This window comes from Mycobacterium toneyamaense, assembly GCF_055384815.1.
Genome location: NZ_AP040333.1, coordinates 4,066,729 through 4,093,358, shown reverse-complemented (window position 1 = coordinate 4,093,358; position 26,630 = coordinate 4,066,729). Strand labels below are relative to the sequence as shown.

The window sequence follows — 26,630 nt, the reverse complement described above, 5'->3', positions numbered from 1 at the left end:
GCATACGCCCCAATTTGTAGGCGGCGCGCTGATTTTGGACCCATATGCCCAGCGCATCCCCAGCGGGCGTGCGGTACTTATAGTCCGGGTACGGGTGGCCATGGGCCTTGATGAAGTCCGTGAGCGCGTTGAATCGCTGGTTCCAAATGGCTTCATGCTGGTTCCATGCCCATCCAGGCAGGCTCTCGAGAAGTTCGACGCGGTGGGCAAGAAGACGGCCCTGAGAATACCGGGTGCGCTGATGCTGAATCCAGGTGCCGAGATCGGCGCCAGACGGGGCCAGGTGCCGGCGGGGCACGTTGGAGTGACCGTGTTCGGCGGCGAATGCCCGAGCGGCCTGGTAATGCTGGTCCCACTGCCGAGTCAGCGAGTCGACGGTGTGAACGCTGAAAGCGCTAAAAAACTGTGCGGCAAGCTTCTTCGGCAATTTCGCGGGGAGGTGGATATCTAGGATATCGGTCTCGATGTCGGTGACATCATCGGCGCTAGGACCGTCAGCCAGGCGCTGCCGGACCAGTCCGAGATCGCGGTTCAGTGTCGGATCGTGGCTCTGCAGCGCAGCAAGGACCTGGCGCACGCGTTTGAATTCGCTTATGTCGATGACCGTTTCGGCGTCCTGGCTGTCATCGACTGTGACGGCCAGGACGATGAGGGCGGGCCGGTCATGATTGGGGTTCTTGCGGATAGCTCTGCCGACCGCTTGGGCCACATCAACCTCCGACGATCGCGGCTCGGCGAAGAACACGGCATCCAGAGCCGGGATATTGATGCCCTCGGTCAAACAGCGGGCGTTGGTGACCATGTTCCACCGCGCAGGGTCGTGAATAGCCAACGTCTGCGTGGCGGCCAGCCGATCACTGAGCTTGGTGGAGCCGTCGATATGGATGACCTTCGCGGCGCGACCGTCACGGACAAGGCCCCTGGCCGTCAACAGCGCGTGAGTGCGGCGAAAAGTGGCTGCAAACTCTGAACTTGCGGCAATCGTATTGTGAAACGCCAGCACGCTGGACAACCCGTAATCAGCGGCAGCCTGGGTCAGCGCGATCGAGGAGGCGACATGATCGGCGCGGGCTGCACCATCCTCGCCGGCCGCCAAACTGATCATCCGCAGATCCTTGAGCGCTGACGACACCGCGCTATCAGCCACCGCAATGACCGCGACCTTGAACGGTGACAGAATCCCTTGCTCGATAGCGGCCCGGGTGGGCAAGGTGAAGACCTGCCGTCCGTACAACTCAGGGTCATCCATGGAGGCCACCGAACGCCGTCGCGGCTTGCCCCCGCGAGTGCGCGGACCACTGTGCACCTTCGGTGTCGCGGTGAAGAACAGCCGATGCGCCGCGGGGATCAGCCTGTCATCAAGCGCGGCGGCGAACGGCTTGCCCTTGAGCCCCGCAGTCCGGTGCGCCTCATCGAACACGGTGACCTCCCACGCCGCCATCCCCTCGGCATGGGCCGCAGCGATGACCGGCAACGACTGATACGTACAAAACACCACCCCGACACCAGACACCTCGTGACGCCATTCAATGAGCTTATGAGGTGACGTCGTGCTGGCAATGGACAGCTCGCCGCTGCGGATGTCCTCGGTGTCGCGTAGGTGCGCTGAACACACCGCCAGCGCGTCGAACACAAACGGCGCCTCACGCCGCCAAGTGCGGTAAGTCTGCTCCAGCAAGCCGAGGGTGGGAAAAACGACCAGCACGGCCGCTGGCCCATCAGGAAGCAGCTTTGCCGCCGCGTGGGCGGCCATCAAAGTCTTCCCCGTGCCACATGCGGCGACAACAAGGGCACGCTCCTCGTCGACGTCGATCGCTGTCACCGCGTCGCGCTGGTAAGGGCGCAGGCGCAAGCGGCTGCTACGCGCGGCCATACTCGCAAGTCCTTGTCAACTGTAAGTAGCTGCCTCGTCGGCTCTTTGGCAACAGTGAGAGTCTGCTACGTGTCCTGATACCACTGGCGCATCTGCTGGTTTGGCACCTGCGCCATCTACGATAGCTGGCCGGGAAGCTGTTGCGCAGCGTCCACGTCTCCAAATGCGCATGGACGCTGACCACCGCCGAGGTCATCACGCTCAGCCACAGACCAGCCGCCGCACCCGGATCTCCCCGCGGTGATGTCGATGAACGGGCCGGACGGGAAGGGTGCGCTGGGTGGGCTGCTCTGCGCCTGTCGGTGTCACCTGCAAATCACCTTCGGTTGGTCGGCACTCCTATTTCGGATTACCGATACGTTCCTAGTCGGGGCTGGCCCGATAGCGTCCCCACTCGGTACGTAACTCCCGCGACATTCCAACGGCTACGGCACCGCACAAAACGCCAAGCGCCGCCCGCAGGACACCCGGCTCGCCCGCAAACCAGTGGCCACCCACCGACGACCATGCACCCCACGCGAAAAGCGCCGTGCCGAACAGACACGTTAACGCCTTATAGAGGTGGATGTTCGGCAACGAGAACCCGCCCTGGCCATCACGAACCCTCGGCTTCTTCGCCTTCATATGCTCATCCTCTCAGGAGCCACCGACACGTGCGCTTTGCCCCGTGCCAGACCTGGTGTCGGCGCTGCCGAGGTGGTGCGGCTTTATGGTCCGTGGAAAGGCCGCACGCCGCGTGACGCGGCCAAATTCCTGAACGGTTACGCGGGCCGGTGGTGGATTGCCGGCGGCTGGGCGATCGAAGCGTTCGTTAGGGCCCCCAGGGCGCACGATGATCTCGACATCGGTATTCCTCGCGCCGAGGTTGACGGCTTCATTGAGTTTGCCAGTGCCTCGTTAGACGTGTGGGCGGCAGCGGGGAGCCTCACACCCCTTCTTCATCGGCCCTCAAATGTGTCGACTCAGTGCGGCAACCTCTGGTTGCGGGCCAGCGGAGCCGATCCATGGGAATACGACATCCAGCTCAACAACGTTGACGGGCAGATGTGGCGGTACAAGCGCAATCCAAACCTGACACGCTCTCTGGGCGATTGCCTCTGGTACCACGATGAAATCACCTACTTGCGCCCGGAGATTCAACTTCTGCACAAGGCCAAGCAGGTCCGAGATAAGGACACCATTGACTTCCAGCGCGAGGAATTGTCAATACCTGTGGATCGGCTTGTTTCAGGCGACCTCCGTTCCAGTTGATTCGGTCGGTGCCGAGTCCGCCGACGGGGTGATGTCGGTGGGTCGCTCGAGCAGTTTGCCTTTGTGGAAGATCGCGCCGGCCCGGACCAGAGCGACCAGGTGCGGTGCGTTGACGGCTCGCCAGCGGGCTTGCGCGGCGTCGATCAGCTTGTAAGCCATGGCCATTCCGGCGACGCGTGAACCCGGCCCCTTGGTCACCTTGGTCCTCAAACGTACCGTGGCAAACGTTGATTCGATCGGGTTGGTAGTGCGCAGATGGACCCAGTGCTCGGCCGGGTACTTATAGAACTCCAGCAGCACATCGGCGTCATCGACGATCTTGGCGACCGCCTTGGGGTACTTGGCGCCGTAGTCCACCTCGAACGCCTTGATCGCCACCTGCGCGTGGTCGATATCCTCGGCGTTGTAGATCTCCCGCATCGCCGCGATCGCCCCCGGATGAGCCGACTTTGGCAGGCAGGCAAGAACATTGGCCTGCTTGTGAAACCAGCACCGCTGCTCGCCGGTGGCCGGGAACACCTCACGCACGGCCTTCCAGAACCCCAGGGCCCCATCGCCGACGGCCAGCACCGGTGCGGTCATCCCGCGACGTCGGCACGACCGCAACAGATCAGCCCACGACTCGGCCGACTCCCGGTACCCGTCGGTGAGCGCGACCAGCTCCTTGCGGCCGTCAGCGCGCACACCGATCATCACCAGCAAACAGAGCTTCTCCTGCTCCAGGCGCACCTTGAGATGGATGCCGTCGACCCACAGGTAGACGTAGTCGGTGCCCGACAGATCACGGGCCTCGAAGGCCTTGGCCTCGTCCTGCCACTGCGTGGTGAGTCGGGTGATCGTCGTGGCCGACAAGCCGGCACCCGAGCCCAGGAACTGCTCCAACGCCGGACCGAAATCACTGGTCGACAAGCCATGCAGATACAGCAACGGCAACACCTCGGTCATCTGCGGCGACTTGCGCACCCACGCCGGCAGGATCGCCGAGGAAAACCGTTGCCGCTCACCAGTGTCCGGGTCAACACGTTTGTCATTGACCCGCGGCGCGGTCACACTCACCGCGCCCGCCGCGGTGAGCACCTCGCGCTCGCGGTGATAGCCATTGCGCACCACCAGCCGGTGCCCGTTCTCATCAAGCTCACCGGCATGAGCCTCGATGTAGGCGGCGACCTCAGCCCGCAACGCTGCGGCCAGCATCTGGCGGGCACCGTCGCGGACAATCTCATCGAGCAACGACCGCGACGAGCCAGCATCCTCGTTGGATGAATCCGCATCGTGAACTACCGTGAGCATGGGCGTACCTTCCCGAACCAGCGCGCCAACGCCGGCTCTTGATCAGACCTTCGACATTCAGATCATCCTCGGGAAGGTGCGCCCTTTCCTACGCCGCCTCGCCGAGGCTCATCCACAGGTTCTGATCATTGCTCCTTCCAGCGCTGCTTGCCACTGCTCGATGAACCAAGCCGCACATGGCTGGCTCAGTCGCTGCTTTTGGAAAACCCGCGTCATCCGTGGCTCACCGAGATAGCTGCTCACCTTTGATCACTTGATCTTGGCGGAGCCGGTCAGGTCGCTCCCGGTGGCCAGGACGGCGACAGTGGCCAATACCGTCTTCAACTTTGGGCGGCGCAACCGCCGCCATCGCCCCGTCGACGACTCCTGCGGTGTACCGGTTTCGGCATCAGCGGGATCCGATTCGGCTGCCCGCGCGCGAAGTTCATCGGCTCGTGCGCGCGCTGCTGCGGCCAGCTCTTCTGCGGCGAGTGCTTCGGCCTCCGCCTGGTTGATCAGCCCCGGGTCGACAGGCTGTGCCCGGCCGTCTTCCGCGGCGGTGTCTGTGGCGTTCACCTGCGTCGCGGTATCAGCGCGGCTGAGTAACCGCATGATCCACCTCCGGTTCGCTGCTGATCGTGGGTACTAGTGCCCGTTGGTGCCATTCCCGTTCTGGCCATGATGTTTTCGACGCTAATCCGGTCGAGTTCCGAATGGTGAAGGGGGGTTCCCGCCCAGCGGTTGACGGCCGCCTGGTGCTCGATGAGTCACCAATTTCGTAGTGAGCACAGCGCACCGCTGGCGCCGTTCGATCGGTTGACGACCTGCCCATCGACGGTGAGTGTGCAGCGCAGCGTCTGGCCGGGCTGTGATGGCTGACCGGCTGTGGTGACCGTGACCATCGCCCACTGGTCGGGGTCGTCCAGGGTGGCTTCGTGAACCCAGGGCTTTCCGGGTTCGAGATGTACGTCGTCTCTCGGGCTGAATTCATAAGGGTTGTGGCTGTATTCGGCCCACGTGGGCGGTTGGACATCGCGGTAGTAGATGCCCGCGTTGGTGGCCAGATCGGCCGTGACGGTGTACGTCACGCGGTGCGGCGTCGAGTCGCTGTCTGCGGAAGCGGAATGTGCTGTCGCGGTACCGAAGGCGATCACGAATACGGCGCCCGCCGCTGCTCGGCGTGGTGCTCGATCGATTCGCATCGCAGACTTCCTCCATGGCGGTAGATCCGTAGTCAACGGTGACACACCATCGACCCACGCAGGGTGCGATGACCGCCTGGCGGGATTTTGGCTGTCGCCCAATGCGGAAAGTTGGACAGTAGTAGCTGTACCGATTGTGCGGCAGCATCTTTCGATGAGCCGAAGTGGTCGGACTCGCGCCGTCTGGTGTCCACCGACGGGCGGCAAAGGGGTTCGCCGCAAAGGAGCAGGCCTTGCAGATATCAACGACATCGATCGCTGCGACGGCGGTGACTGTCGGGCTGTTGACGGGGTGGGATTGTGGCATCGCCGACGCCTCGAACGACTGGGGTCTCAATGGCACCTATGTCGCAACGTCCAATGGTGAGTGGGCCAAGACCAACGACATCTATCACGACGAGGCGAGTATCCGCAGCACCTGGACGATCAAGACCGAGTGCAGTTATCCGACCGAATGCGCAGGCACCGTCGCGAGCGACTGGGGATGGAACGCGCCGATCTACATGAAAAGCGGCGTCTGGTACGTCAAGAAGACGGTCGACAACTGGCAGCCATGTGCAGATGGCACTGCAGGGCCGGGACTTCAGGTTTTCAGGTTCTACCCGGCTACCTCAGATGGGGCCGGCGCGGACCCGACATCGTCGACACTGATGGGCGAGGACTCCACCACCGGAGTCAGCGGCTCGTGCGGAAGTAGCAGGGTCCTCTTCATCACGATGCCCTTCAAGCTGGTCAAGACCGCCTGACCCAGGTACCCACTGCGGGGCCGGCCCGCCCTGAGAACGTGCCGGCCCAACGTTGTTCAATCAGGCGGTGAACAGGTCCCGCCACGTCCGTTCTCCGCTCCGCGGAGCCAGATCCTTCTGGCGGTAGACCTTTCCATCCGGACCCGCGTAGCGTCCGGTGGCTGGGTCATACGTGGCGATGGCGACCGACGGGCCCTTCGAAGTCTCGGGAATGAAGGCGCTCGGAGCCACCGGCGTGGGCGCGGCACCATCCGGCGGCGGCGGGGGAGTGTCCGGTGCGGCCTCGCCGGCCGGCGGTTGACCCGTTGTCGGCCTCGGCGTTCCGTCGAGTGGTCCGTAGATCGTGCTGTCATGATCGACCCGAGAATCCGGCGGGATCCCCTGAGCGAGCAGGTTGGGGTCGATCGGATACGGGCCGAGAGCATGCTGGCGCATCGCCAGGGGCTGATAAGGCTTGTCGCTATCGCAGATTTCGACTGTGGGAGCGCGCTTTCCGGGGTTGCCCATACATGGGTAGTTCCGCGCCCCGCGTACACCGATCGGCGAATCCTGCGGCAGCTTGCAGTAGAGCCCGTCGGGGGTGTCGACATCACTGGTGTCTTCCGGTGAGCGCCAGGACGACGGCGGGAGGAAGCCGACGGTGCAGGCCGGCGGATCGCCGATGTTCAGGGTGAAATCGCCCAAAGCCATGCCCGTCGGATTGTTCTTGGGTGCACCGTAAGACTGGGTGGACGACACTGTCGGTGGCAGCAGCACCAACAGTTGTTCGAGCGACGGGTGGTAGGTCACAGCCACCTGCCCGAGGGTTGTCAGGTTGGACAAAAGCAGCGGCAGAGTGGGCTTTACCTGGTTGAACAGGCGGGAGCCCTCGTCCGCGGCGTCCGGCCCGTCTTTGAGAAGCGTCCTGACTTGGGGGTCGTTCTGGACGAGTTGCCGGCTGAGTCCGGCGACGCTGTGGGCCCAGGTCCGGATGGCATCGACCGATTGAGCTTGGCCGTCGAGCAAGGGCCTGCTGTCATCGATGAGCGCTCGAGACTGATCGCTGACGCTGTTGGCGTCGGCGATCAATTTCGACGAGGAATCCAAGAGGGATCCGGCGTCGTAACCAGAGCCGTTGAACGCCTTGAATGTTTCGTCGAGCAGCGGGCTGATCTTGTCTTTCGGGATGCTGTCGATGAGCGCACTGGCTTGATCGAGCATCGGTCCGACAGCTTGGGGAATCGATGTTTTCGACGCCGGAATGACCGATCCGTCGTGCAGGTAGGGGCCGGCGTCGTTATGGGGTTGCAGGTCGACATATTGCTCGCCGACGGCGGACACGCTCAGTACCGCAGCGTGCAGGTCCGCGGGAATCTTCGACGCATTGTCGAGCGATAGGGTGGCGACGGCACCGTCACGGGTGGGCCGGACATCGGTCACCTTGCCGACCTGCACGCCGCGGTAGGTGACATTCGAGAACCGGTACAGGCCACCGGTGGCCGGCAGTTGCAGGCTGACCGTCATGCGCCCGAGCCCCAACAGGGTGGGTGCCTGCAGGTAGACGACCAGCATCACTGCCATACCGATGATCGAGGCGGCCGCGAAGAGGCCGAGCTGAATGCGTACGAAGCGGGTGAGCATCAGTTGCTGCCGCCGTTCGGATTTGTCGGGGCGGCGAGTGCCGGCGCCGGCAGCGTCGCAACAGCTTTCGGCGGCGCGGTCAGCAACGTGCCCAGCGGGTCCTTGGTGTAGTTGGCGTACCAGGGGTCGCCGGGAGCGGGAACCAAAGGGGCTCCTTCCTGTCCCCAGCGGGTGCCCAGCAGCAATCCTCGCTTGAGCCGGGGGATCGTGAAATCGAAGGTGATGAATTCGTTGAGGTAGTCACCGCGAATGCCGCGGTCGATGAAGTTCTGCGGGTAGGGAAACGTTGGCGCAAACGCCAGCACAGTGCCCAGATTCGGTCCGACGTCGGCCAGGGCGCGGAGGGTCGGTTCCAGGTTGCGCAGGTTGGTCACCAAGTCGTCTTGGGTGGCTTTGATCAGTTTGGTGGCTGTATTGCTGAACACGCCGAACTTCTCCAGAGCTGTTGTGATACGGGGCTGCTCTTTGATCAGCACATCCAGCGCGGGCGGGATTCGTTGCAGGGCTTGGGTGATCACATCGCTCTGGCCGGCCATGGTTCCTGCCAGGCGAGTGAGCGCGGTGATGGAGGCATTGATGTCGTCTCGCTGATCGGCGAAGATGCCGACCACATTGTTGAGGCGCGTGAGCAGGTCGCGGACCTGGTCCTGCCTGCCGTTCAATGCGTTGTTGGTCTCGGTGACCAGCTCACCGACCCGGCCGAGTCCGCCGCCGTTGACGAGGACCGATAGCGACGACAACGTCTGTTCCGTCGACGGGTATGTCGACGTCCGGTTCAGCGGCAGGGTGGTGCCTGGGGACAGTTGTCCGGAGGGCGCCTTCCCCGGCGGCGGATCCAGCGCCAGGTGCATGGACCCGAGCAGACTGGTCTGCCCAACGGTCGCTACCGCATTCGCGGGGACCACGGTGCCAGGTTTGACCGACACCTCGACGTCGGCGCGCATGTTGCGCACCGACATTTTCGATACGCTGCCCACGATGACGTCGCCGATCATGACCGGCGAATTCGCCTCCAGGGTACCGACATTGGCGAGTTCGACGTGATAGATCGTGGCGTCGGACCCGCGTCCCACCGTGCCCGGCAACGGCAACGAGTTCAATCCGTGGAACGCGCAACCGGTTATCGACAGCAGGGAGCAGGCCGATAGCGCCGTGAGGCGGGCCAGGGACCGTCGCTTCATCACGGGGTGCCTCCTGGGTTCGGCGCCGCGGGAGCGGCTTCTGCGGGAAGGAGCAGGTCCCGGACTGTGGGTGCTTGTGGCGATGACGCGGCGGCTGGTTGGGGGACCGGCGCGCCGGGGAACAATGCGGGCGCGGGATCGGCCGGTAATCCGTTGGGCGCGTACGCCCCTGGGGGGCCCGGCGGCGCGCCCCACCCGGCGGGAGGGGTGACGTCGTTGGTACCGGTGTAGGCCGACACCGCCGGGGGCTCGGTTGGGGACTCGGCGCGGGAACCGCTTCCGCCGGGGGCGAGTTTGGGATCGGTGTAAACCAGATTCTCCGGACTCGGTGCCTTGCGGAGATAGACATTCGTCGGCAGTGGTAGGTAATTGAAGTTGATCAGCGACAGTGCTGGGCCGAGATACTGCGCGCACAACTTCGACGATTCGGCTGCCGTGGCATTCTTGACTGCCGCAATCGCTGAGCAGACCACCGACACGGGATCGGCGAAGTTCGACATCGCGAAAGCGCCGACGGCCGTACCACTGTCGGGGTTGTAGATGTTGTAGCCGTTGGCGATGGCGTTGGGCGCCACATGCAGCACATTTTCCAGCTTGAGTTTGTTGTCGACGAGGTTCTGGGTGACGTTCGTCAACCGCTGCAACTGTTCGACGGTCTGATCGCGGGTACCCGCGACGAAGCGCCGCACCTCGCCGACGGCGGAAGCCAGGTTCGTCAGGGCGGCATCGAGATCGGAACGCGCGCCGTCGACGACGCTCGTGACACTCGCGAGGCGGTTCTGGAACTCGACGATCTGGGTGTTGCTGTCGCGCAGCGCGGTGACGAAGGTCTGCAGATTCTTGATGATCTCGACAATGTTGCCGCTGCCGTGCGCCAATATGCGTCCGATCCCCGAGAGTTGGCTGATCGCTTGGTGCAGTTTCTCGCCGTTGCCATCCATCGCGGTCGCGGCACTGTCGATGAAACGGCTCAGCGAGGTGGCAGCGGATCCGCTGACCGGACCCAAATCGGTGGCCAGCCGCATGAGCTGGTCTTTGACCTGGTCCCATTCCACCGGCACCGCGGTCCGCTCAACGCCGATCCGCGCACCATCGGCCATTGTCGGGCCGGCATCTTCGTACGCGGGCGCCAACTGCACGTAGCGGGCGGCCACCAGGTTCTGCGCCATGATGATGGCTTTCGCGTCTGCCCGGATCGGTACGCCATGATCGATCGAGAGCGTGAGCCGGGCTTGGCTGCCGGCAGGTTCGATGCTGGTGATCGTTCCCACTTTGACGCCGGCGACGCGGACTTCGTCGCCTGGGTAAATCGCGGTGGCGGAGGTGAAGTACGCGGTGATGGTGGTGGGACGGAAAACGGTCTGCCGCACCAGCAGCACGGCGCCGGCGAGCGCCAGCACCACCAGTAGGGCCGCGGCGACACGTGTCAAGGGTTTGCGATGACGGGTGATCATCAGTGGCCTCCCGGAATTCCGTTGTGGGGCCAGGGGAATTCGGCGCGTGGGCCGGCGTTGTCAGGCGGCTGGCCGGCGTTGGTGCCGCGACGGAACCCGAAGGCGTAGTCGAGGAACGGTTGAATGGTCTGTGAGGGGATGAGGTTGCCGACGAAGGCGTTGTAGTACCAGCCGTTGTTGACTGATTCGCCCTGCGTGACTTGATATTTGGCCAGTCCGGCGAGGGCCTTGGCGATGTTGTCGCGGTTCTTCTCCAGAATCGCGCTGACGGAGTTGACTTTCTGCAGCGTGGGCGCGAGGACCTTTTCGTTGTCGTGCACAAGTCCCGACAGCTGCTGAGAAAGCGCCGACGTGTTGGCCAGCAGATCGACGATCGCGTGCCGTCGCTGGTTGAGCACTCCGGTGAGCGCGTTGGCATCGAGCAGCAGGGTGTTCACCTGCGCGCTGCGCTGCGACAGAATGCCGGTTACGTCGGCCGCGTTCTTGAGCAGCGCGGCCAGGGATTCGTTGCGGCTGTTGAGCGTTCGTGACAGGCGCGTGAGCCCGTCGAACGTCGGTCCCAGTTGTGGGGCCATCCGGTCGATGGTTTCCGACAGCGTGTCCAGCGAGTGGGTGAGTGTTGCGGTGTCGGTCTCGGCGGTGTTGGAGGTGAAGTCGCTGACGGCGTCGGTCAGTGAGTACGGAGACCCGGTGCGGGCAAGGGGGATGGTGTCGGCGGCGTGCAGGCTGCCGGTTCCGGCGGGTTCCAGAGTCATCATCCGGGCGCCGAGGACGGTTGCTGTTCTGATGTGGGCGGTGGTCTGTGTGCCCAGCGTGACCGTGCCATCGAGAGTGAACGTCACCAGGGCGTTTCCGCGACTGAGGGTGACGGCGCTTACGGTGCCCTTGGTGACGCCGGAGACCTTGACGTCGTTTCCCGGCGACAGCCCACCGGCGTCGGCGAACACCGCGTGGTACCTGATCGACGTGGCCCACGACCACAGTTTCTGCGGTTGAAGGCCGACAGCGATGACGAGAATGACCAGCACCAAACCGATGAGTCCGGTGCGCATCAGTTGCGATCCGCGGTATTTCAGCATCAGGGCTCCCCGCAGCGTCCGGTGTTCTGCATGATCCAGGGGAAGTACGCGGTGCGGCCTTGCAGATCCGTCACGCGAACGTTCATGCCGCACAGGTACTGGTTGATGAAGCTGCCGTAGGCGCCGAGGCGAACCAATTTCCGGTAGTTGGCGGGCGCCTTCTGCAGCGCGAGATCCATGCGGGCCTTGTCTTTGTCGTTGTCCAGCAATGTGGCCATTCGATTGAGCTGGTTGACCGTTCCTGTGAGAGGCGGCCGGGCCTGTGTCATCAGTTCGGCCAGGGAACCTGTTCCGTTGTCCAGAGCGGTGATGGCATCGCCGATCGGGTCACGTTCCTGGGACAGGCCGGTGATCAGCTGTTGCAGGCGGGTTACGGCGCCGGAGAATTTGTCGCCGTCCTTGGCGACTGTCGCAACGACAGTGTTCAGATTGTCGATCAATTGTTGAACCGTCTGGCCGTTGTCGGCCAGTGCCGTCGTGAATGAAGTCGTTTGAGCCATCAGCGATTCCATGGTCCCGCCTTGGCCCTGCAGAATCTGGATCAGCGAATTGGTCAGCGCGTTGACGTTCTGGGCATTGAGCCCTTGGATGACGGGTTTGAGGCCGCCCAGGAGCAGGTCGAGGTCCAACGCGGGCTCCGTGCGGTCGGCCGGAATCTGCGTGCCGGCCTGTTGGATTTTGGTCGACCCCGGGTTGTCCACGAGCTCCAGGTACCGGTTGCCCACCAGATCGAGGTAACGCACAACGACTTTGGTGCCGGTGGTCAGCACGACGTCGCGGTCGGCGTCGAAACCTACGACCACGGTGTTGTCAGGTCGCAACGCGATGCTGTCGACCGTGCCGACCCGGATGCCCGCGACTCGCACGGAGTCACCGGTTTTCAGGCTGGAGGCGTCGGTGAACACTGCCGAGTAGGTGTTTGTCGAGCCGGTTCGGTATTGCCCGAGGATTGCGAAAAGCGCTGCGGTCACCAGGAGCATCGTGATGCCGAAGGCGCCGAACTTCAGAGCGGTCGAGTTGTGACGCGTCATCCGGGTTGCCCTGTCTGAGCAGTGTTGCGCGGTGGTCCGTCGAGCGGGCCGAACAGAGCTTGCTTGAGGGCATCAGAGTTCAACAGGATCCCTTGATTTCCGTACTGTGCGGGGTTGGCGTCGATGTCGGTGACCACGAACGGTGGCCGCTCCCCGAAGCCCACGTTGGGCAGGCCCATGCATTGCGGACCGCCCGACGCGGCGACCTTCGGCAGGTTGCCCGGATAGCGGTAGCGTTCGGTGCCCAGCAGGAACGAGTCCAGCAGCATGATCCCGGGCAACGGTTGCGGCGGTCCCATCGCGAGCGGCTCCATGCCCTTGAGCGCGCAGGTGAGTGCTTGGTTGTACTGATTGGTCAGGTTGGTCGTGGGTACCAATAGGTGCATGGCGTCGACGATCGCGTTGCTGTTGGTACCGACTACGTCATTGCCGATGTCTGCCAATCCGATGGCGCTCAGCAGTACCGAGTCGAGGTCCTGCTGGCGCTCGACGATGGTGTCGCTGAGCTGAGATGCGTTGCGTGCGGCGTCCATCAGATCGGGGCCGGCGTCGGCATAGGCACTGAGTACCTTTGGAGCAGTGGCGATTTCCTGGCTCATTGCCGGAAGGCTCGGATCGATCTTGGCGAGCATGGCGTCGAAATCGACCAGGGTCTGACCGAGTTTGTCGCCGCGGCCGCCCAGCGCTTGGGCCATGGCGCCGAGTGCTTCGTTGAGTTTCTCGGGTTGGACCTGGGACAGCACATCCACCAAGTGCTCGAAGACCGTGTTGATCTCGACGGTGACGTGGCCGGCGTCGAGAACCTGTCCCGCGTGCAGCGACTGGGCAGATGGTTCGGCCGGCGGCACGAGATCGACGTACTTGGCGCCGAACACCGTGCTGGACACGATCTGCACCCGGGTATTCGCCGGAATCAGTTGGAGGTAGTCCGGATTCATCGCCAGACGAATCGCGGCGCTGCCGTCCGGCCGATTCTCGATGGCGGCCACCTTGCCTACCTGCGCGCCATGGAGTTTCACCTTGGCATCGGGATTCATGATCAGACCCACGCGTGGTGAGAGCACTGTGACGGATGCCGTGGACGTTGCACCGCCGCGGAACAACACAACGGCACCGACGACGAGGGCAGCGGCCAGCCCCATTGCAGCACAGCCGGTGAGCAAACGTACTGAGTCACGTGACATTCGATGCCTACTTAGCCAGAGAGATTGAAGTTGCCGTTGGACCCGTAGATGGCCAGTGAGATGAGCAGCGTGATGGAGACGACGACGATCAGCGAAGTGCGGACGGCATTGCCGACTGCCACACCCACCCCGGCCGGGCCGCCGCTGGCGAAGAAGCCGTAGTAGGTGTGCAACAGCAGGATTGCGAGCGCCATCAAGACCGCTTCCAGGAACGACCAGAGCAGGTCGATCGGGTTGAGGAACGTGTCGAAGTAGTGGTTGTACAGGCCGCCGGACTGTCCGAGTAGCACCACGGTGGTGAATTGGCTTGCGACGAAGGACAGGATCACCGCGATGGCGTACAGCGGTGTGATCGCGAGCATTCCCGCAGCGATACGGGTGCTGACAAGGTACTCGACAGATCGGATGCCCATGGACTCGAGTGCGTCGATCTCTTCGTTGATCCGCATCGCGCCCAACTGGGCGGTGACGCCGGCGCCGAAGGTGGCCGCCAGGCCGATCCCCGCGACGATGGGTGCCGAGATTCGGACGTTGATGAACGCCGCCAGGAATCCGGTCAGCGCTTCGATGCCGATGTTGCCCAGCGAGCTGTACCCCTGGATCGCCAGGACGCCGCCCGTGGCGAGAGTGAGAAATCCGACAATGACGACGGTGCCGCCGATCATCGCCAACGTGCCTGCGCCCATGCTGATTTCAGCCATGAGCCGGATCACTTCGCGTCGGTAGTGCGCGGCGGCGTAGGGCACCGCGGCAATCGCACGACCGTAGAACAAGATGTGATCGCCGATGCCGGAGGTGATCTTCACGGGCGTCTGAACGGCGCGTGTCAGCCGCGGGTACGTGGACCGAAGCGGCGCTGTGCTGCGGGTCATCGTGTGGTCATCTGGATGCCGATGGCGGTGACCACCACATTGACCACGAACAGCGACATGAACGCGTACACGACGGTCTCGTTGACGGCGTTGCCCACCGCTTTGGCGCCACCACCGGAGATGGTGAGTCCGCGGTAACAGGCCACTACGCCGGCGATGAGGCCGAACAGCGTCGCCTTGATGCAGGAGATGACGACTTCGGGAACACCGGTGAGCAGAGTGATGCCGGCGGCGAAGGCACCGGGGTTGACGTCCTGCACGAATACCGAGAACAGGTATCCGCCGAGGATGCCGATGATGACCACAAGACTGTTGAGGAGCAGTGCGACGAGTCCCGAGGCCAGCATGCGCGGGGTCACCAGCCGCTGCACGGGATTGATCCCGAGCACTTCCATGGCGTCGATCTCTTCCCGGATGGTGCGCGATCCGAGATCGGCGCACATGGCGGTCGCGCCGGCGCCGGCCACGATCAGGACCGTCACCATGGGACCGACCTGTGTGACAGCGCCGAACGCGGCACCGGCTCCGGAGAGATCGGCGGCACCCAGTTCGCGGAGCAAGATGTTCAGAGTGAACGACACCAATACGGTGAACGGGATTGCGACGAGAAGTGTGGGTGCCAGCGACACGCGCGCGACAAACCATGACTGGTCGAGGAATTCGCGCCACTGGACCGGCCTCTGGAACGCGAATTTGGCGGCGTCGGCCGTCATGGCGAACAACCCGCCGACCGCTTGCAACGGACCGGCGAACGATCGCTGCGGCATGACGTACTCCGTTTCTCTACCGGGACCTGCGGGTCAATGTGACCCGGGACACGTCCCACCGAGGAAGATTGGCAGCCGCGCTTCGGGCCCCGCCATCGCGATTCCCTCCTACCGGGATTTCGGGAATGGGCTGCTGCGTTCGGAGTGGATCAACTCTCGGCCCAGAGGTCGGCGGTGTGAGCTGCCGAATTCCCGCTCAGCGGATGCGGCCGTCGGTACGCCACAAGGGGCCAGGCACATTGGGAGTGGCGACTCCCTCGGTGGAGTCGGCGGCAAATCGATTGCGAGACAGCGAGTGCCGCGCTAGTTACGTCGACCGATGACCAACGCGGCGACGCCGGCAAGCGTGAGGATCGTGAGAGCCGTGATGTCGAATGCCGGCCGGCCACCGAGATCCCGGTCGATCACGTGCGAGACGACGTGGAGCGCTTCGAACGCGATGAAGCCGCCGAGCGCCACCTCCACGGGTGACCGCTGCGCCGCGGCCAGCAGCATCGCGACTCCGACACCGATCTGCAGGACGCCGGCGTCATGCAGAAGGTGGCGGTTGTAGGGCTCGAACGGTGCGAGCACCTCGAAGAACGACATCGGTGCGACGAACGCCCAGATGCCGAGGATCAGCGTTATCAGGCCGAGGATCGCGCAGGTCACCAGCACGATCCGCAACGGTGTTCGCGTCGTCATTGCTCGAGATTAGGCGCGCAATGGCCCAGTGTCAGGCGCCACTTTGGCGGTGGTACCGGGTACCACTTACGTCGCGCGAGCAACTGCGGCCGCAATGCTCCGCACGCCGGTGTCGATCTGCGACTCCGTCAGGTTGGCGTAGCCGAGAATCAATCCCGGTGGCGCACAGTCGGGTTCGGTATAGCACCAGGACAGCGGATCGATACGTACCCGCCGGCTCGCGGCCTCGCGGACGATGTCGTCGACGTCGCAGTCGGTGGGCAGGCGCACTGTGAGATGGACGCCGGCGGCGGCGCCGAGCACCTTCGCCTCGGGGAGGTACCGACCGAGCGCTGCCAGTAGTGCGTTGCGTCGGGCAAGATAGCGCCGGCGCATGAGCCGCAGGTGCCGGTCGTAGTCGCCGGAACGGAGCAGTGTTGCGAACGCGAGTTGATCCATGACCGAACTACCGGTGTCGGCAAGACTTTTCGCCGACACCACAGGACCGACAAGGTCCGGCGGTAGGACCATCCAACCGAGCCGCAAGCCGGGGGCCAGTGTTTTGCTCACCGAGCCGAGGTAGACGACGCGGTCGGGGGCCAGGGCATGCAGCGCACCGACGGGTGCGCGGTCGTAACGGTATTCGGCGTCGTAGTCGTCCTCGATGACAATATTGCCCGCGCGGGCCCATTCGAGCAGCGCTGTGCGACGGGCGGGTGACAGGACGACACCGGTCGGAGACTGGTGGGCCGGGGTTGTCAGCACCGCCGATGCCGCGGTGTTGGCGAGCGCGGCGACGTCGAGTCCGTCGTCGTCGACCGGAACGGGCAACGGCTCGATGCCGTGGTGACGGAAAACCATGCGGTGCAACCAGAATCCGGGATTCTCCATCGCAACCGCGCGATCTCCCACCACATGCGCGAGTAATGCGACGGCCTGCGTCGCTCCCGAACACAACACGACACGCTGCGGATCGGCCCGTACCCCGCGGGTGCGTCGTAGGTAGTCCGACACCGCGGTGCGGGCGTCGGGTAGGCCCTTCGATGAAACGTATCCGAGCGACTGAGATTCGATGGACGACAGCCCCTGACGCAGCGCGCGCAACCAACTGTGCCGGGGGAAGCTCGACAGGTCGGGCACTCCGGGTGCGAAGTCTATGTCGAATGTTCGACGGTCCGGGCGTGACGGTTGCGATTCCCCAGTGGCCGTGTCGACTGCGGCAACCGTTGTGCCAGAACCTTGTTGACTCTGCAGGAACCCCTCTGCGACGAGTTGGCTGTACGCGTCGACGACGAGGCGTCGCGACACCTGGAGGTCTGCGGCGAGCACGCGACTGGAAGGCAGACGGGTTTTCGGCGTGAGCCGTCCCGTCCGGATCGCGTCCCGCAGGCCATCGGCCAGCTGGCGATGCAGCGCGCCGGCACCACTGGTCCGGTCCAGCTCGATGAGCAGCTCCGGACCTGAAGTGGTACCCGATTCAATCGAAATATTGGTTCCTAACCTGCGTCCAATAGCGACCTAGCATGAGGCTATACCGCAGGCGCCGTCCGGTGGCGAGGGAATCGAGGAGAAAGCATCGTGAGAATCCTGAAGCGCATCTGGGTACACCTCGTGGTCCTGGCCAAGTCCCGCCAAAACCGTTGGGACCTCCCGGGTTGGCTGATCCGGCGCCCGCTCATCGCAGCAGCGAACGGGCTCTACGAAATGGCGCTGTTGTTCAGCGGCCGGGCGCCGACCGAACTGAAGCTGCTCGCGGGAATCAAAGCCGCGATGTTGACGCACTGTGAATTCTGCATCGACATCTCCGATACCCTCGGCCGGAGTGAGGGGTTCTCGGAGCAGAAACTGATCGCCTTGGTGAACTACCGGGACAGTGATGAGTTCACTCACCTCGAAAAGCTGTGCATTCAATTCGCCGAAGAGATGTCCCGTACGCCCGCGATCATCTCCGAAGGCTTGCGTGAGGAGCTGCTCACGCACCTCAGTAAGGCTCAGTTGATGGAAATCGCTGCCGAAATCGCCTGGGAGAACCAGCGTGGTCGGCTCAACCAGGGTCTGGGCATTCGGCCGATGGACACGGCGGGTGGAACGGTGTGCCTGATCCCGCAGCCCGAGGCGCGAACTGGCACAAACGATTCCGTCGCGTGATGCGCTGGCTGCCAAACGGGCGGGGCTGAGCCCATCACACTCTGGCCCAGGTGATTTCGCGTCGTGACAGTCGAGCGCGACTCGGGGAAGGGCCGGTCTTTTCGTCCGACGGCCGCCCAGCCCGCCCTAGGGCAGTCATCGACGTCACCTCCCATGCGGCCGGGACGCCGAACTCGCGCGCGACACCGTCACGATCGAACGCGCGGAACTGATGTGCACCGAGTCCCATGACCAGCCCTTGAATCGTCATGTGGGCCACCGCCTGTCCGAGGTCGTATCGCGCGAATTCGGAGAACTCCCAGTCCGTGTCTTCGACGAGGACGTGAGCCAGGTTCACGATCAGCAGTGCGGCATCGGGCGCCCAGCGCGCTGAGCTGGGTGCCAGGTGATTCACGATCCGAGAGTGGACGGGGTCGTCACGGCGCCCCACGATGAACATCCACGGCTGGGAGTTGCCCGCCGATGGTGTGAGACGGGCGGCGTCGAGCAGAACGTCGACCTCTGCGTCACTCAGGGTCGCGTCCCGGTCGAACGACACCGGGCTGAACCGCTCCACCAATAGAGGATGAACTCCGTCGGCCGCGCCATTCTCACACTCGGTCACACCAGCATCATGAGCGGAAACACCTTGTTTCACAACCAATGTGGGCGTGTCTCAAACTATTAGTGCCCGCGCGAGCCGTTGGGCGAGATTTCGTCCTGGTATTCCTTGAGGGCGGTGAGTGCCTTGTGCTCGGCGGCGTGTTTGGCGTCGGCGAGGGCGGCTTGTTCGACGGCGGAGTCGGCGAACAGGAAGCTGCCGGTGCCGGGCGAGCCGGCGGAGCCGAGCTTGTTCATGCGCTTGGGCAGTGCGGCACCCTGGTATTCCAGCGGGATGGGGTGGCCGTGGTCGTCGACCGGTCCCAGGGGCTGGTGCAGCTCCACGTAGGCGCCGTGCGGCAGTCGCTTGATGATGCCGGTCTCGATGCCGTGCTCGAGGACGGCGCGGTCGCTGCGCTGCAGGCCGACGCACCAGCGGTAGGTCAGGTAGTAGACCACTGCGGGCAGGACGACCATGCCGATGCGGCCGATCCAGGTGGTGGCGTTCAGGGAGATGTCGAACTTGAGCGCGATGATGTCGTTCATCGCGGCCAGAGTGAGCACCATGTAGAACGCGATGGCCATGGCACCGATGGCGGTGCGGACCGGCACGTCACGCGGACGCTGCAGCAGGTTGTGGTGCGCATGATCACCCGTAACCCTGGCCTCGATAAAGGGATAAGCGATGAGCAACGTGAAGACCAGACCCATGATCAACGCCACCGCGACCACAGCGGGGATGGTGTGGCCGAAGGGGTAGAACTCCCAGGCCGGCCAGATACGGGCAAGGCCTTCGGTCCACATCATGTAGAAGTCGGGCTGGCTACCGGCGGACACCTGCGAGGGCTTGTAGGGGCCCAGTTCCCAGATCGGGTTGATCTGCAGCAGACCACCCATGATGCCGAGAACTCCGGTGACCATGGCGAAGAACGCGCCGGATTTGAAGGCGAAGACCGGCATGACGCGGACGCCGACGACGTTCTTCTCGGTGCGGCCGGGGCCGGGGAACTGGGTGTGCTTGCCGAACCACAACAAGATCAGGTGCGTGGCCACAAGGCCCAAAATGATTGCGGGAATGATCAATACGTGGAGCGCGTACATCCGTGGGATGATGGTCTGGCCGGGGAAGTCCCCGCCGAAGAGGGCCCAGTGCATCCAGGTGCCGATGACCGGAATGCCCAGGGTGATCGAGGACAGCGCGGCGCGCAGACCGATACCCGAGAGCAGGTCGTCGGGCAGCGAGTAGCCGAAGTAGCCCTCGAACATGGCCAGGATCAGCAGCAGCGCACCCGTCACCCAGCTGGCTTCCCGTGGCCGACGGAACGCACCGGTGAAGAACACCCGCGCCATGTGCACCATGATCGACGCGGCGAACATCAGCGCGGCCCAGTGGTGAATCTGACGCACCAGAAGGCCGCCGCGGACCTCGAAGCTGATGTCGAGTGCGGACTCGTAAGCGCGCGACATCTGCACACCGCGCAGCGGCTGGTAGACGCCGTTGTACGTGACTTCAGCCATCGACGGGTCGAAGAACAGCGTCAGGTAAACGCCGGTGAGCAGCAGGACCACAAAGCTGTACATGGCGATCTCACCGAGCAGGAAGGACCAGTGCGTCGGGAAGACCTTGTTCAGTTGCCGACGCACCGCCGCGGACGGGTGGTACCGCGAGTCGATCGCAGTCCCCTGGGCGGCGGCGCGATTCGACGCTGGCATGTGTCGTGGAGTTCGCGTGACCGTACCGGCCTTCATGTCCTGCCTCCTTTGATGAACGCCTTACCTCTGAGATGCATCTGGAGCCCGTTTTGTGACAGGTCCACAATGTGACGTGCATCACAAAGTTGGAGGCGCTACTTCTCGGCGAGCTGCTTGAAGTTGAGTAGCTGCCGTCGGGCCATCACGAGATCCCCCACACTGAGTAGGGGAGCGGCGAGCCGCCACGACTGTGGCGCAGTCACTTTCAGTACCAATCGAGTTCTGTGGTCGTCTAGCGGGGTGAGCCGATAGGACATGTGAGCGCCCATGATCTGCGCCGTCAACTGCGCTTGGTGGTCCACCGAGAGCACCTTGCCCAATGGCCGGCCGGCACTGGCGGTGAACGGATCACCGGGCCGGGGATCGTTCAGGTTGTGCAGCTTGCGCGGTGACTCCCGGCCCAGATTGTCGATCCAGTCGTAGGAGTACGGTGCCAGGCGCACTTGAACAACCCACGGCCACAACCGATCTGGTAGGGTGTTGACGGTGACTCCGCGCCACGCCTCGAGCGATGGGCTGGCGACGTAGCTGTCGCAGTCGTATCGCGCCATGGTTTCGGCGTCGGTGACGCCCCAGCGGTCACCGATCATCGGATGACCACCTTGTTCATCAGGTATGGAGCGGCCGTGCGATGGATGGGGCCGATGGCCCGCCAGATCACCGCCGCAGGCCGCTGCTGTTTGTAGTGCAGTGCGGTGATGAGTTGGCCTGTCGAGGCATCGACTCGCCGGAGGATCAGAGTTCCGTCCATCAGCGGCGATTCGGCCTCCAGGTGAACCGCATCGGGAGTCGACACCGCGATGCGCCAGCCGAGGATATGCTGCGGTGAGTCCGCCGGCCCGAGCCGGAATCGCAGTAACGCCTTGTGGGCGAACCGGATTCCCTCGCGGAGGGCTGGACTGGATTGTTCGAGCGCCTGCCGTGCCAGCGTTTCGGGCGTACGCGCGTCAGATTCAGCGACGGTGACTTCGAAGACGTCGAGGTAGTCAGCCTGCCGGAGGCTTGGGGGCAGAGCGGCGCTTGCCAGGCTCACCTGGCGCGCATGCCCAACTGCCAACTCCGTCGCCATGACTACGAGGCTAGGTACTCATTGGCCGCTTGTCAGGGGCCAGTTTCGTGGCGGAACCGGGTACCACTCGGGTGGGCACCGCGCTCTCATGGCAAGTTCAACGAGCGTCGGGACGGCGAGACGGCGGCGACCGCCGCGTGTGGTCCGGTGTGTAGACGCTTTGAGTCGGCAACGTCTTGCGGCATTGCAAAATTCGGAACGCGATGTACCAGGATCTTGGTGGCAGTTCTGTGGTTTTGGGACGGTGATGATCGCGTTGCCGGCTGTTGACGATCAAAACCGCGTCGTCCATCGCTCCTTTACGCAAGGTGTAGAACGACTTTCGGCATTGTCGTACTCGTCGCAGAATGCCGAGCTCCCCACGGGACGCATCAGGTCACCCGATGGGCTTCACCACGATCAGCCGCACTGTCACCGGTGTCCTGATGTAGGCCCAAAAAGTCCTTGCGGTTCGAACATACGTTCGATACAATTGGGCATGGGAATCACACCGGATCTCAACGCTCTTCTCGAGCGCCTCCGCGACGTGGCCGTCCCCGACGACATGTCCCGGGACGACGCAGTGGCGGCCATGACGTGCGTGATGAAACTGCGCAATATGGCCGATCATCTGGCAGCGATGCTGACCGGGGTGTTGGACCGCTGCGGGGTGGCGGCCGCGCAGGGCCGGACGCCGCGGGAGTTGTTGATGGCGTTGGGGTGTGCGCCATCGGTGGCCGAGCGCTTTATCCGGGTATCGGCAGCCTTGTCGGCGTTGCCCACGCTCGCGGCGCATGCCGCTGATGGGGCGATCTCCGGGGAGCATGTCGATGCGATCGTCAAAGGCATCAACCACATCCGAGCCCGCGCACCCGGTGAGGTAGACGAGGAGACCCGGTTCGGGCAGGTGACCGATCTGTTGGGGCAGTTCTTCTCCGGCGCCACCCCCGCAGACATCGGGGCCCGCGCCCGCCGGTTGGGCAACCGGCATGCGGCCGCCGAAGGTGGCCTGCCGGCGGCCGAGGACCGGTCGGTCAACACCGCCGACCACCGCGTCACCAGCGACGGGCGGGTCCAGATCCGGGCGGACCTGGACGCCGAAGTCGGGGCCAAGTACATCGCGGCGATCGAACAAGGATCGGCGCCGCGGCCCGAACCCGACGGCAGCCCCGACACCCGCACGGCGGGCCGGCGGCGGGCCGACGCGCTGGAAGCGGTGCTGGACATCGCCGCCCGCGGCGGCGACACCGCTTACGCGCCGCGCACGCAGCTACTGGTGACCGTGCCCGCCGACGCCCCGGACCTGGCGGCGTTGGAATTCATCGGGTCGATCAGCACCATGACCCTGGAACGAATCTGCTGCGACACCACCGTCACCACCATGATCGTCGACGGCGAACACGTACCCCTCGATATGGGGCGGGAGAAACGTTTGTTCCCGGCGCACCTGCGCAAAGCGCTGTATTTGCGGGATCAGTGCTGCATCAAATGCGGCGCCCCACCCGGACGCACCCACGCCCACCACATCATCCACTGGACCCACCACGGTCAGACATCACTAGCCAACGGGTGCCTGCTGTGCCCGGCCTGCCACGCCAACGTCCACCACGACGGCTGGGACGTCGTCATGGGACTGGACAAACACCCCTGGCTCATCCCACCCGCGGCCGTCGACCCACACCGAAAACCCATCCCCGCCCACAACCGCCGCACCATGCGCCTCGACACAGCCGCCTAACACCTAAAGCATTGCGCACCTTGACAACTCAACAGTGTTCGGGGCCGGGTGTCGGCCCGCAGCCGGCCGCGGCGGCCCGGCCGTTGGTCAGCCACTCACCGCAGGAACTGACCCGCGTGGTTGGCCAGGTCGAGCACCGGCTGCGGGACGGCGCCCAGCGCCAGCGTCACAAAGGCGGTGAGCCCGATCATCGCGGTGCTCAGACTGCCCGACTGAACTTGCGGGCCGTCCTCGACCGCATCAGTGAAGAACATCAGGACGATCACGCGGACGTAGAAGTACGCGGCGACGGCGCTGACGATCACACCGATGACGACAAGCGATGCGGCACCACCTTCGGCTGCGGCTTTGAAGACGGCGAACTTGCTGACGAATCCACTGGTCAGGGGAATGCCGGCGAAAGCAAGCAAGAACAACGCGAACACGACACCGAAGAATGGATGCCGGCGTCCGAGTCCGGCCCACCGCCGCAGGTCATCTTCCTCGTCCCCGTCGGCGCGGCGCACCACACTCACGACCGCGAATGCGCCGAGCGTGCTGAAACCGTAGGCGAACAGGTAGAACAACGACGCCGACAGTCCGTTGTCGTTGAGCGCGATCACGCCGGTGAGGATGAAGCCGGTATGTGCCACCGAGGAGTACGCCAGCATGCGCTTGACGTAGTTCTGCGCGATGGCGATCACCGTGCCCACCGCCATGGACAGCACCGCGATGATCGACAGCACCGGCCGCCAATCATTGGCCAGCGCCGGCAGCGCCACGTAGCAGACCCGCAGCAGCGCGCCGAAGGCGGCGATCTTGGTGGCCGACGCCATGAAGGCCGTGACTGGTGTGGGTGCCCCTTGATAGACGTCGGGCACCCACGAATGGAACGGCACCGCACCGACTTTGAACAACAGGCCCACGCACAGGAGCGCGATGCCGATGAGCCCGAGGGAGGCCGGGCCGCGGCCGGCAGCGACGCCCGAGAGGCTCAGGCTGCCGGAGTAGCCGTAGAGCATCGCGACACCGAAGAGGAAGAACGCCGACGAAAATGCCCCCAGCAGAAAGTACTTCAGTGACGCTTCCTGCGACAGCAGCCGATTCCGGCGGGCCAGACCGCACATCAGGTACAGCGGCAGGGACAGCACCTCGAGCGCGACGAACATCGTCAGCAGATCATCGGACGCGCCGAACAGCATCATGCCGCCGAGCGCGAACATCGCCAGCGGGAACACCTCGGTCTGGGCGACACCGGTCTTGAGGGCGATCTGCTCGGCGGCGCTACCGGGCACTGTCGCGGCCTGCGGGGTGAACGCGGCCAGCCCACTGCCGTCCGAAACCCGTTGTGCCATCAGCAAGGTGGCCAACAGGCTGACCCCCAGCAGAGTGCCCTGCAGGAAGAGCGCCGGGCGGTCGATGGCGATGGCCCCGAGGACTGCAGGCCGGCCGATCGCCGAACCCAGGTGCAGCGCTTGGGAAACCACGGCCACCAGGGCCACCGCCTGGCCACCGATACTCAACACCACTTGGGCGCGGTACCGCGCCGGGCGCGGTGCGAAGGCTTCCACGAGCACACCTGCCAGCGCGATGCCGAACACGATCAGCATCGGCGACAGCAGGCCGTACTCGACGGACGGCGCGGGGATGGGCGTCACCGGGCGACCCCCTGGGCGGTACTCGACGAGGTATGTCCGACAGCCGGATTGATGACGTCCAACGCGGGCTTGGGGTAGACGCCGAGCACCAGCAGCAGGGCGACCAACGGCACGACCACGGCCAGTTCCCGCGGTACGAGGTCGCGCAGCTTGTCATTGCCGTCGGCGACGGGGCCCGTCATCATCCGCTGATACATCCACAGGATGTAGAGCGCGGAGAGCACCAGGGCCGTGGCCGCGACGGCGGTGACGGCCGGGTAGTGGATGAATGTGCCGACCAGAACCAGGAATTCGCTGATGAACGGTGCCAGGCCGGGCAGCGACAGCGTCGCGAGTCCGGCGATCAGGAACGTGCCGGCCAGTATCGGTGCGACGGTCTGCACACCGCCGTAGTCGGCGATGGCGCGAGACCCGCGGCGGGACACCAGGAATCCGGCGATCAGGAACAGCGCGGCGGTCGAGATGCCGTGGTTGACCATGTACAGCGCGGCGCCGGACTGCGCCTGCTCGGTCATCGCGAAGATGCCCAGAATGATGAAGCCGAAGTGCGAGATCGAGGTGTACGAGATCAGGCGCATGACGTCCGTCTGTCCGATGGCGACGATGGCCCCGTAGACGATGCCGATAACGGCCAGCGCAATGATCAAGGGCCGGAATGTCGCTGCGGACGACGGGAACAGCTGCAGGCAGTACCGGAGCATGCCGAATGTGCCCACCTTGTCGACGACAGCCATCATCAGGACAGCCGTGGCCGGCGTGGCGTGCACCGCCGCGTCGGGCAGCCAACGGTGCAGGGGCCACAGAGGTGCCTTGACTGCGAACGCGAACATGAACCCACCGAACAGCGCATTGGCTATCCCCGGGCTGATGTTGAGGGTGCCGTAGCGCACAGCGTCCGCGACGGCACGGAAGTCGAAGGAGCCGTGGTTGAAAGCGGGACTGTTGGCGGTGGCAACGTACAGTCCGATGACCGCGGCCAGCATGATCAGGCCGCCGAACAGGTTGTACAGCAGGAACTTCACCGCTGCTTTGGACGCGGCGGGCCGGTCCGCGCCGAAACCGCCGATGAGGAAGTACATCGGGATCAGCATGGCTTCGAAGAACACGTAGAACAGCAGGATGTCCAGTGACACCAGGGAGATCAGCACCATCGATTCGACGGCGAGGATCAGCGCGAAGTAGGCGTGGGTCGACTTGGCCTGCGCGCCGGCATCATTCGAGTCGCCGTCATTCCAGCCGGCGATGATCAGCAGCGGTACCAGGACAGCGGTCAGTGCGACCAAGACCAGGGCCACGCCGTCGACCCCGAGGATGTAGCCGGTGCCGAACGACGGTATCCACGGGTGGTTCTCGACGAACTGGTAGCGCGCCCCGGCCGGGTCGAAGCGCAGCGCCAGCACCAGCGCGATGACGAGCACCACCAGCGACACCGCCAGGGCCCCCCAGCGGGCGAAAGCCCGTGCGCCGGCGGGCAACAGGATCACTGCCGCACCGCCTGCCATCGGGACGGCCCACAACGCTGTCAGCCACCACATT

24 protein-coding genes and 1 pseudogene are annotated in these 26,630 nt (G+C 64.3%); 4 read left to right on the top strand and 21 right to left on the bottom strand.

Annotation, left to right across the window (positions count from 1 at the left end; genetic code table 11):
- Positions 1 to 43: 43 nt before the first annotated feature.
- Positions 44 to 1,873, bottom strand: a pseudogene (locus tag ACZ5IQ_RS19685) (helicase associated domain-containing protein); the annotation flags it as partial.
- 363 nt (positions 1,874 to 2,236) lie between these two features.
- A complete protein-coding gene (locus ACZ5IQ_RS19680; RefSeq protein WP_064282751.1) occupies positions 2,237 to 2,497 on the bottom strand; it encodes a hypothetical protein in 261 nt (86 codons plus the stop codon).
- Between the two features lie 72 nt (positions 2,498 to 2,569).
- Between ACZ5IQ_RS19680 and ACZ5IQ_RS19675 the strand changes: the two genes are divergently transcribed.
- Positions 2,570 to 3,124: a hypothetical protein gene (locus ACZ5IQ_RS19675; RefSeq protein ID WP_464480130.1), complete on the top strand. Its 555-nt coding sequence runs from the start codon at positions 2,570 to 2,572 to the stop codon at positions 3,122 to 3,124.
- On the opposite strand, the gene ACZ5IQ_RS19670 is transcribed toward ACZ5IQ_RS19675, so the two are convergent.
- From ACZ5IQ_RS19670 to ACZ5IQ_RS19660, 3 genes are all read right to left on the bottom strand, one after another.
- A complete protein-coding gene (locus ACZ5IQ_RS19670; RefSeq protein ID WP_052536990.1) occupies positions 3,101 to 4,414 on the bottom strand; it encodes an IS256 family transposase in 1,314 nt (437 codons plus the stop codon). The genes ACZ5IQ_RS19675 and ACZ5IQ_RS19670 overlap by 24 nt on opposite strands.
- A 249-nt stretch (positions 4,415 to 4,663) precedes the next feature.
- On the bottom strand, positions 4,664 to 5,005 hold the full coding sequence (locus ACZ5IQ_RS19665; RefSeq protein ID WP_464480129.1) for a hypothetical protein: 342 nt from the start codon (positions 5,003 to 5,005) through the stop codon (positions 4,664 to 4,666).
- Positions 5,006 to 5,160: 155 nt separating this feature from the next.
- Positions 5,161 to 5,595 carry a hypothetical protein gene (locus ACZ5IQ_RS19660; RefSeq protein ID WP_244872832.1) on the bottom strand — a complete coding sequence of 145 codons (435 nt, stop codon included), beginning with the start codon at positions 5,593 to 5,595 and terminating at the stop codon, positions 5,161 to 5,163.
- 269 nt (positions 5,596 to 5,864) lie between these two features.
- On the opposite strand from ACZ5IQ_RS19660, the gene ACZ5IQ_RS19655 reads away from it, so the two are divergent.
- On the top strand, positions 5,865 to 6,341 hold the full coding sequence (locus ACZ5IQ_RS19655) for an Rv2253/PknI dimerization domain-containing protein (RefSeq protein ID WP_212814726.1): 477 nt from the start codon (positions 5,865 to 5,867) through the stop codon (positions 6,339 to 6,341).
- Positions 6,342 to 6,401: 60 nt separating this feature from the next.
- Here the strand turns inward: ACZ5IQ_RS19655 and ACZ5IQ_RS19650 are convergent, their stop codons facing one another.
- The 10 genes from ACZ5IQ_RS19650 to pdxR all read right to left on the bottom strand — a co-directional run bounded on the left by ACZ5IQ_RS19650 (position 6,402) and on the right by pdxR (position 17,569).
- A complete protein-coding gene (locus tag ACZ5IQ_RS19650) occupies positions 6,402 to 7,961 on the bottom strand; it encodes an MCE family protein (RefSeq protein ID WP_212806424.1) in 1,560 nt (519 codons plus the stop codon).
- Complete coding sequence (locus ACZ5IQ_RS19645; protein ID WP_464480128.1) at positions 7,961 to 9,145, bottom strand: MCE family protein; 1,185 nt, start codon at positions 9,143 to 9,145, stop codon at positions 7,961 to 7,963. The genes ACZ5IQ_RS19650 and ACZ5IQ_RS19645 overlap by 1 nt, the downstream gene beginning before the upstream one ends.
- Entirely contained in the window at positions 9,142 to 10,596 is a 1,455-nt protein-coding gene (locus ACZ5IQ_RS19640) for an MCE family protein (protein ID WP_464480127.1), read from the bottom strand. The genes ACZ5IQ_RS19645 and ACZ5IQ_RS19640 overlap by 4 nt, the downstream gene beginning before the upstream one ends.
- Positions 10,596 to 11,675, bottom strand: a complete 1,080-nt coding sequence (locus ACZ5IQ_RS19635) for an MCE family protein (RefSeq protein ID WP_464480126.1) — start codon at positions 11,673 to 11,675, stop codon at positions 10,596 to 10,598. Before ACZ5IQ_RS19635 ends, ACZ5IQ_RS19640 begins: the two co-directional genes overlap by 1 nt.
- Positions 11,675 to 12,706: an MCE family protein gene (locus ACZ5IQ_RS19630; RefSeq protein WP_464480125.1), complete on the bottom strand. Its 1,032-nt coding sequence runs from the start codon at positions 12,704 to 12,706 to the stop codon at positions 11,675 to 11,677. The genes ACZ5IQ_RS19635 and ACZ5IQ_RS19630 overlap by 1 nt, the downstream gene beginning before the upstream one ends.
- Positions 12,703 to 13,890, bottom strand: a complete 1,188-nt coding sequence (locus tag ACZ5IQ_RS19625; RefSeq protein WP_406783810.1) for an MCE family protein — start codon at positions 13,888 to 13,890, stop codon at positions 12,703 to 12,705. The genes ACZ5IQ_RS19630 and ACZ5IQ_RS19625 overlap by 4 nt, the downstream gene beginning before the upstream one ends.
- A gap of 11 nt (positions 13,891 to 13,901) precedes the next feature.
- Positions 13,902 to 14,762 (bottom strand): ABC transporter permease, encoded by an 861-nt coding sequence (locus ACZ5IQ_RS19620; RefSeq protein WP_318984242.1) that lies wholly within the window; start codon positions 14,760 to 14,762, stop codon positions 13,902 to 13,904.
- A complete protein-coding gene (locus ACZ5IQ_RS19615; protein ID WP_212806417.1) occupies positions 14,759 to 15,529 on the bottom strand; it encodes an MlaE family ABC transporter permease in 771 nt (256 codons plus the stop codon). The genes ACZ5IQ_RS19620 and ACZ5IQ_RS19615 overlap by 4 nt, the downstream gene beginning before the upstream one ends.
- A 303-nt stretch (positions 15,530 to 15,832) precedes the next feature.
- Positions 15,833 to 16,213 carry a hypothetical protein gene (locus ACZ5IQ_RS19610; RefSeq protein ID WP_212806416.1) on the bottom strand — a complete coding sequence of 127 codons (381 nt, stop codon included), beginning with the start codon at positions 16,211 to 16,213 and terminating at the stop codon, positions 15,833 to 15,835.
- Positions 16,214 to 16,279: 66 nt separating this feature from the next.
- Positions 16,280 to 17,569 carry a MocR-like pyridoxine biosynthesis transcription factor PdxR gene (pdxR, locus tag ACZ5IQ_RS19605; protein WP_464481488.1) on the bottom strand — a complete coding sequence of 430 codons (1,290 nt, stop codon included), beginning with the start codon at positions 17,567 to 17,569 and terminating at the stop codon, positions 16,280 to 16,282.
- Between the two features lie 201 nt (positions 17,570 to 17,770).
- Between pdxR and ACZ5IQ_RS19600 the strand changes: the two genes are divergently transcribed.
- Positions 17,771 to 18,340 (top strand): carboxymuconolactone decarboxylase family protein, encoded by a 570-nt coding sequence (locus tag ACZ5IQ_RS19600; RefSeq protein ID WP_212806415.1) that lies wholly within the window; start codon positions 17,771 to 17,773, stop codon positions 18,338 to 18,340.
- 34 nt (positions 18,341 to 18,374) lie between these two features.
- Here the strand turns inward: ACZ5IQ_RS19600 and ACZ5IQ_RS19595 are convergent, their stop codons facing one another.
- The 4 genes from ACZ5IQ_RS19595 to ACZ5IQ_RS19580 form a co-directional block, all read right to left on the bottom strand.
- Positions 18,375 to 18,944 carry a nitroreductase family protein gene (locus ACZ5IQ_RS19595; protein ID WP_212806414.1) on the bottom strand — a complete coding sequence of 190 codons (570 nt, stop codon included), beginning with the start codon at positions 18,942 to 18,944 and terminating at the stop codon, positions 18,375 to 18,377.
- 59 nt (positions 18,945 to 19,003) lie between these two features.
- Positions 19,004 to 20,632: a cytochrome bc1 complex cytochrome b subunit gene (qcrB, locus tag ACZ5IQ_RS19590; RefSeq protein WP_318984244.1), complete on the bottom strand. Its 1,629-nt coding sequence runs from the start codon at positions 20,630 to 20,632 to the stop codon at positions 19,004 to 19,006.
- A 134-nt stretch (positions 20,633 to 20,766) separates the two neighbouring features.
- Positions 20,767 to 21,261, bottom strand: coding sequence for a polyketide cyclase (locus ACZ5IQ_RS19585; protein ID WP_318984245.1), 495 nt, complete (start codon positions 21,259 to 21,261; stop codon positions 20,767 to 20,769).
- Positions 21,258 to 21,740, bottom strand: a complete 483-nt coding sequence (locus ACZ5IQ_RS19580) for a hypothetical protein (RefSeq protein ID WP_406774191.1) — start codon at positions 21,738 to 21,740, stop codon at positions 21,258 to 21,260. The genes ACZ5IQ_RS19585 and ACZ5IQ_RS19580 overlap by 4 nt, the downstream gene beginning before the upstream one ends.
- A 478-nt stretch (positions 21,741 to 22,218) precedes the next feature.
- Between ACZ5IQ_RS19580 and ACZ5IQ_RS19575 the strand changes: the two genes are divergently transcribed.
- Positions 22,219 to 23,457: an HNH endonuclease gene (locus ACZ5IQ_RS19575; protein WP_212806410.1), complete on the top strand. Its 1,239-nt coding sequence runs from the start codon at positions 22,219 to 22,221 to the stop codon at positions 23,455 to 23,457.
- Positions 23,458 to 23,552: 95 nt separating this feature from the next.
- On the opposite strand, the gene nuoN is transcribed toward ACZ5IQ_RS19575, so the two are convergent.
- Together nuoN and ACZ5IQ_RS19565 are read right to left on the bottom strand one after the other, a co-directional pair.
- Positions 23,553 to 25,085, bottom strand: coding sequence for an NADH-quinone oxidoreductase subunit NuoN (gene nuoN / locus ACZ5IQ_RS19570; RefSeq protein ID WP_212814728.1), 1,533 nt, complete (start codon positions 25,083 to 25,085; stop codon positions 23,553 to 23,555).
- A gap of 5 nt (positions 25,086 to 25,090) precedes the next feature.
- Positions 25,091 to 26,629, bottom strand: a complete 1,539-nt coding sequence (locus ACZ5IQ_RS19565; RefSeq protein WP_212814729.1) for an NADH-quinone oxidoreductase subunit M — start codon at positions 26,627 to 26,629, stop codon at positions 25,091 to 25,093.
- Position 26,630 lies beyond the last annotated feature (1 nt).

Bases quoted from the DNA above. Each gene is read 5' to 3' on its own strand.
- ACZ5IQ_RS19680 (WP_064282751.1), bottom strand. From the start codon at position 2,497: ATGAAGGCGAAGAAGCCGAGGGTTCGTGATGGCCAGGGCGGGTTCTCG.
- ACZ5IQ_RS19670 (WP_052536990.1), bottom strand. From the start codon at position 4,414: ATGCTCACGGTAGTTCACGATGCGGATTCATCCAACGAGGATGCTGGC.
- ACZ5IQ_RS19665 (WP_464480129.1), bottom strand. From the start codon at position 5,005: ATGCGGTTACTCAGCCGCGCTGATACCGCGACGCAGGTGAACGCCACA.
- ACZ5IQ_RS19660 (WP_244872832.1), bottom strand. From the start codon at position 5,595: ATGCGAATCGATCGAGCACCACGCCGAGCAGCGGCGGGCGCCGTATTC.
- ACZ5IQ_RS19650 (WP_212806424.1), bottom strand. From the start codon at position 7,961: ATGCTCACCCGCTTCGTACGCATTCAGCTCGGCCTCTTCGCGGCCGCC.
- ACZ5IQ_RS19640 (WP_464480127.1), bottom strand. From the start codon at position 10,596: ATGATCACCCGTCATCGCAAACCCTTGACACGTGTCGCCGCGGCCCTA.
- ACZ5IQ_RS19635 (WP_464480126.1), bottom strand. From the start codon at position 11,675: ATGCTGAAATACCGCGGATCGCAACTGATGCGCACCGGACTCATCGGT.
- ACZ5IQ_RS19630 (WP_464480125.1), bottom strand. From the start codon at position 12,706: ATGACGCGTCACAACTCGACCGCTCTGAAGTTCGGCGCCTTCGGCATC.
- ACZ5IQ_RS19625 (WP_406783810.1), bottom strand. From the start codon at position 13,890: ATGTCACGTGACTCAGTACGTTTGCTCACCGGCTGTGCTGCAATGGGG.
- ACZ5IQ_RS19620 (WP_318984242.1), bottom strand. From the start codon at position 14,762: ATGACCCGCAGCACAGCGCCGCTTCGGTCCACGTACCCGCGGCTGACA.
- ACZ5IQ_RS19615 (WP_212806417.1), bottom strand. From the start codon at position 15,529: ATGCCGCAGCGATCGTTCGCCGGTCCGTTGCAAGCGGTCGGCGGGTTG.
- ACZ5IQ_RS19610 (WP_212806416.1), bottom strand. From the start codon at position 16,213: ATGACGACGCGAACACCGTTGCGGATCGTGCTGGTGACCTGCGCGATC.
- qcrB (WP_318984244.1), bottom strand. From the start codon at position 20,632: ATGCCAGCGTCGAATCGCGCCGCCGCCCAGGGGACTGCGATCGACTCG.
- ACZ5IQ_RS19585 (WP_318984245.1), bottom strand. From the start codon at position 21,261: ATGATCGGTGACCGCTGGGGCGTCACCGACGCCGAAACCATGGCGCGA.
- ACZ5IQ_RS19580 (WP_406774191.1), bottom strand. From the start codon at position 21,740: ATGGCGACGGAGTTGGCAGTTGGGCATGCGCGCCAGGTGAGCCTGGCA.
- ACZ5IQ_RS19575 (WP_212806410.1), top strand. From the start codon at position 22,219: ATGGGAATCACACCGGATCTCAACGCTCTTCTCGAGCGCCTCCGCGAC.
- ACZ5IQ_RS19565 (WP_212814729.1), bottom strand. From the start codon at position 26,629: ATGTGGTGGCTGACAGCGTTGTGGGCCGTCCCGATGGCAGGCGGTGCG.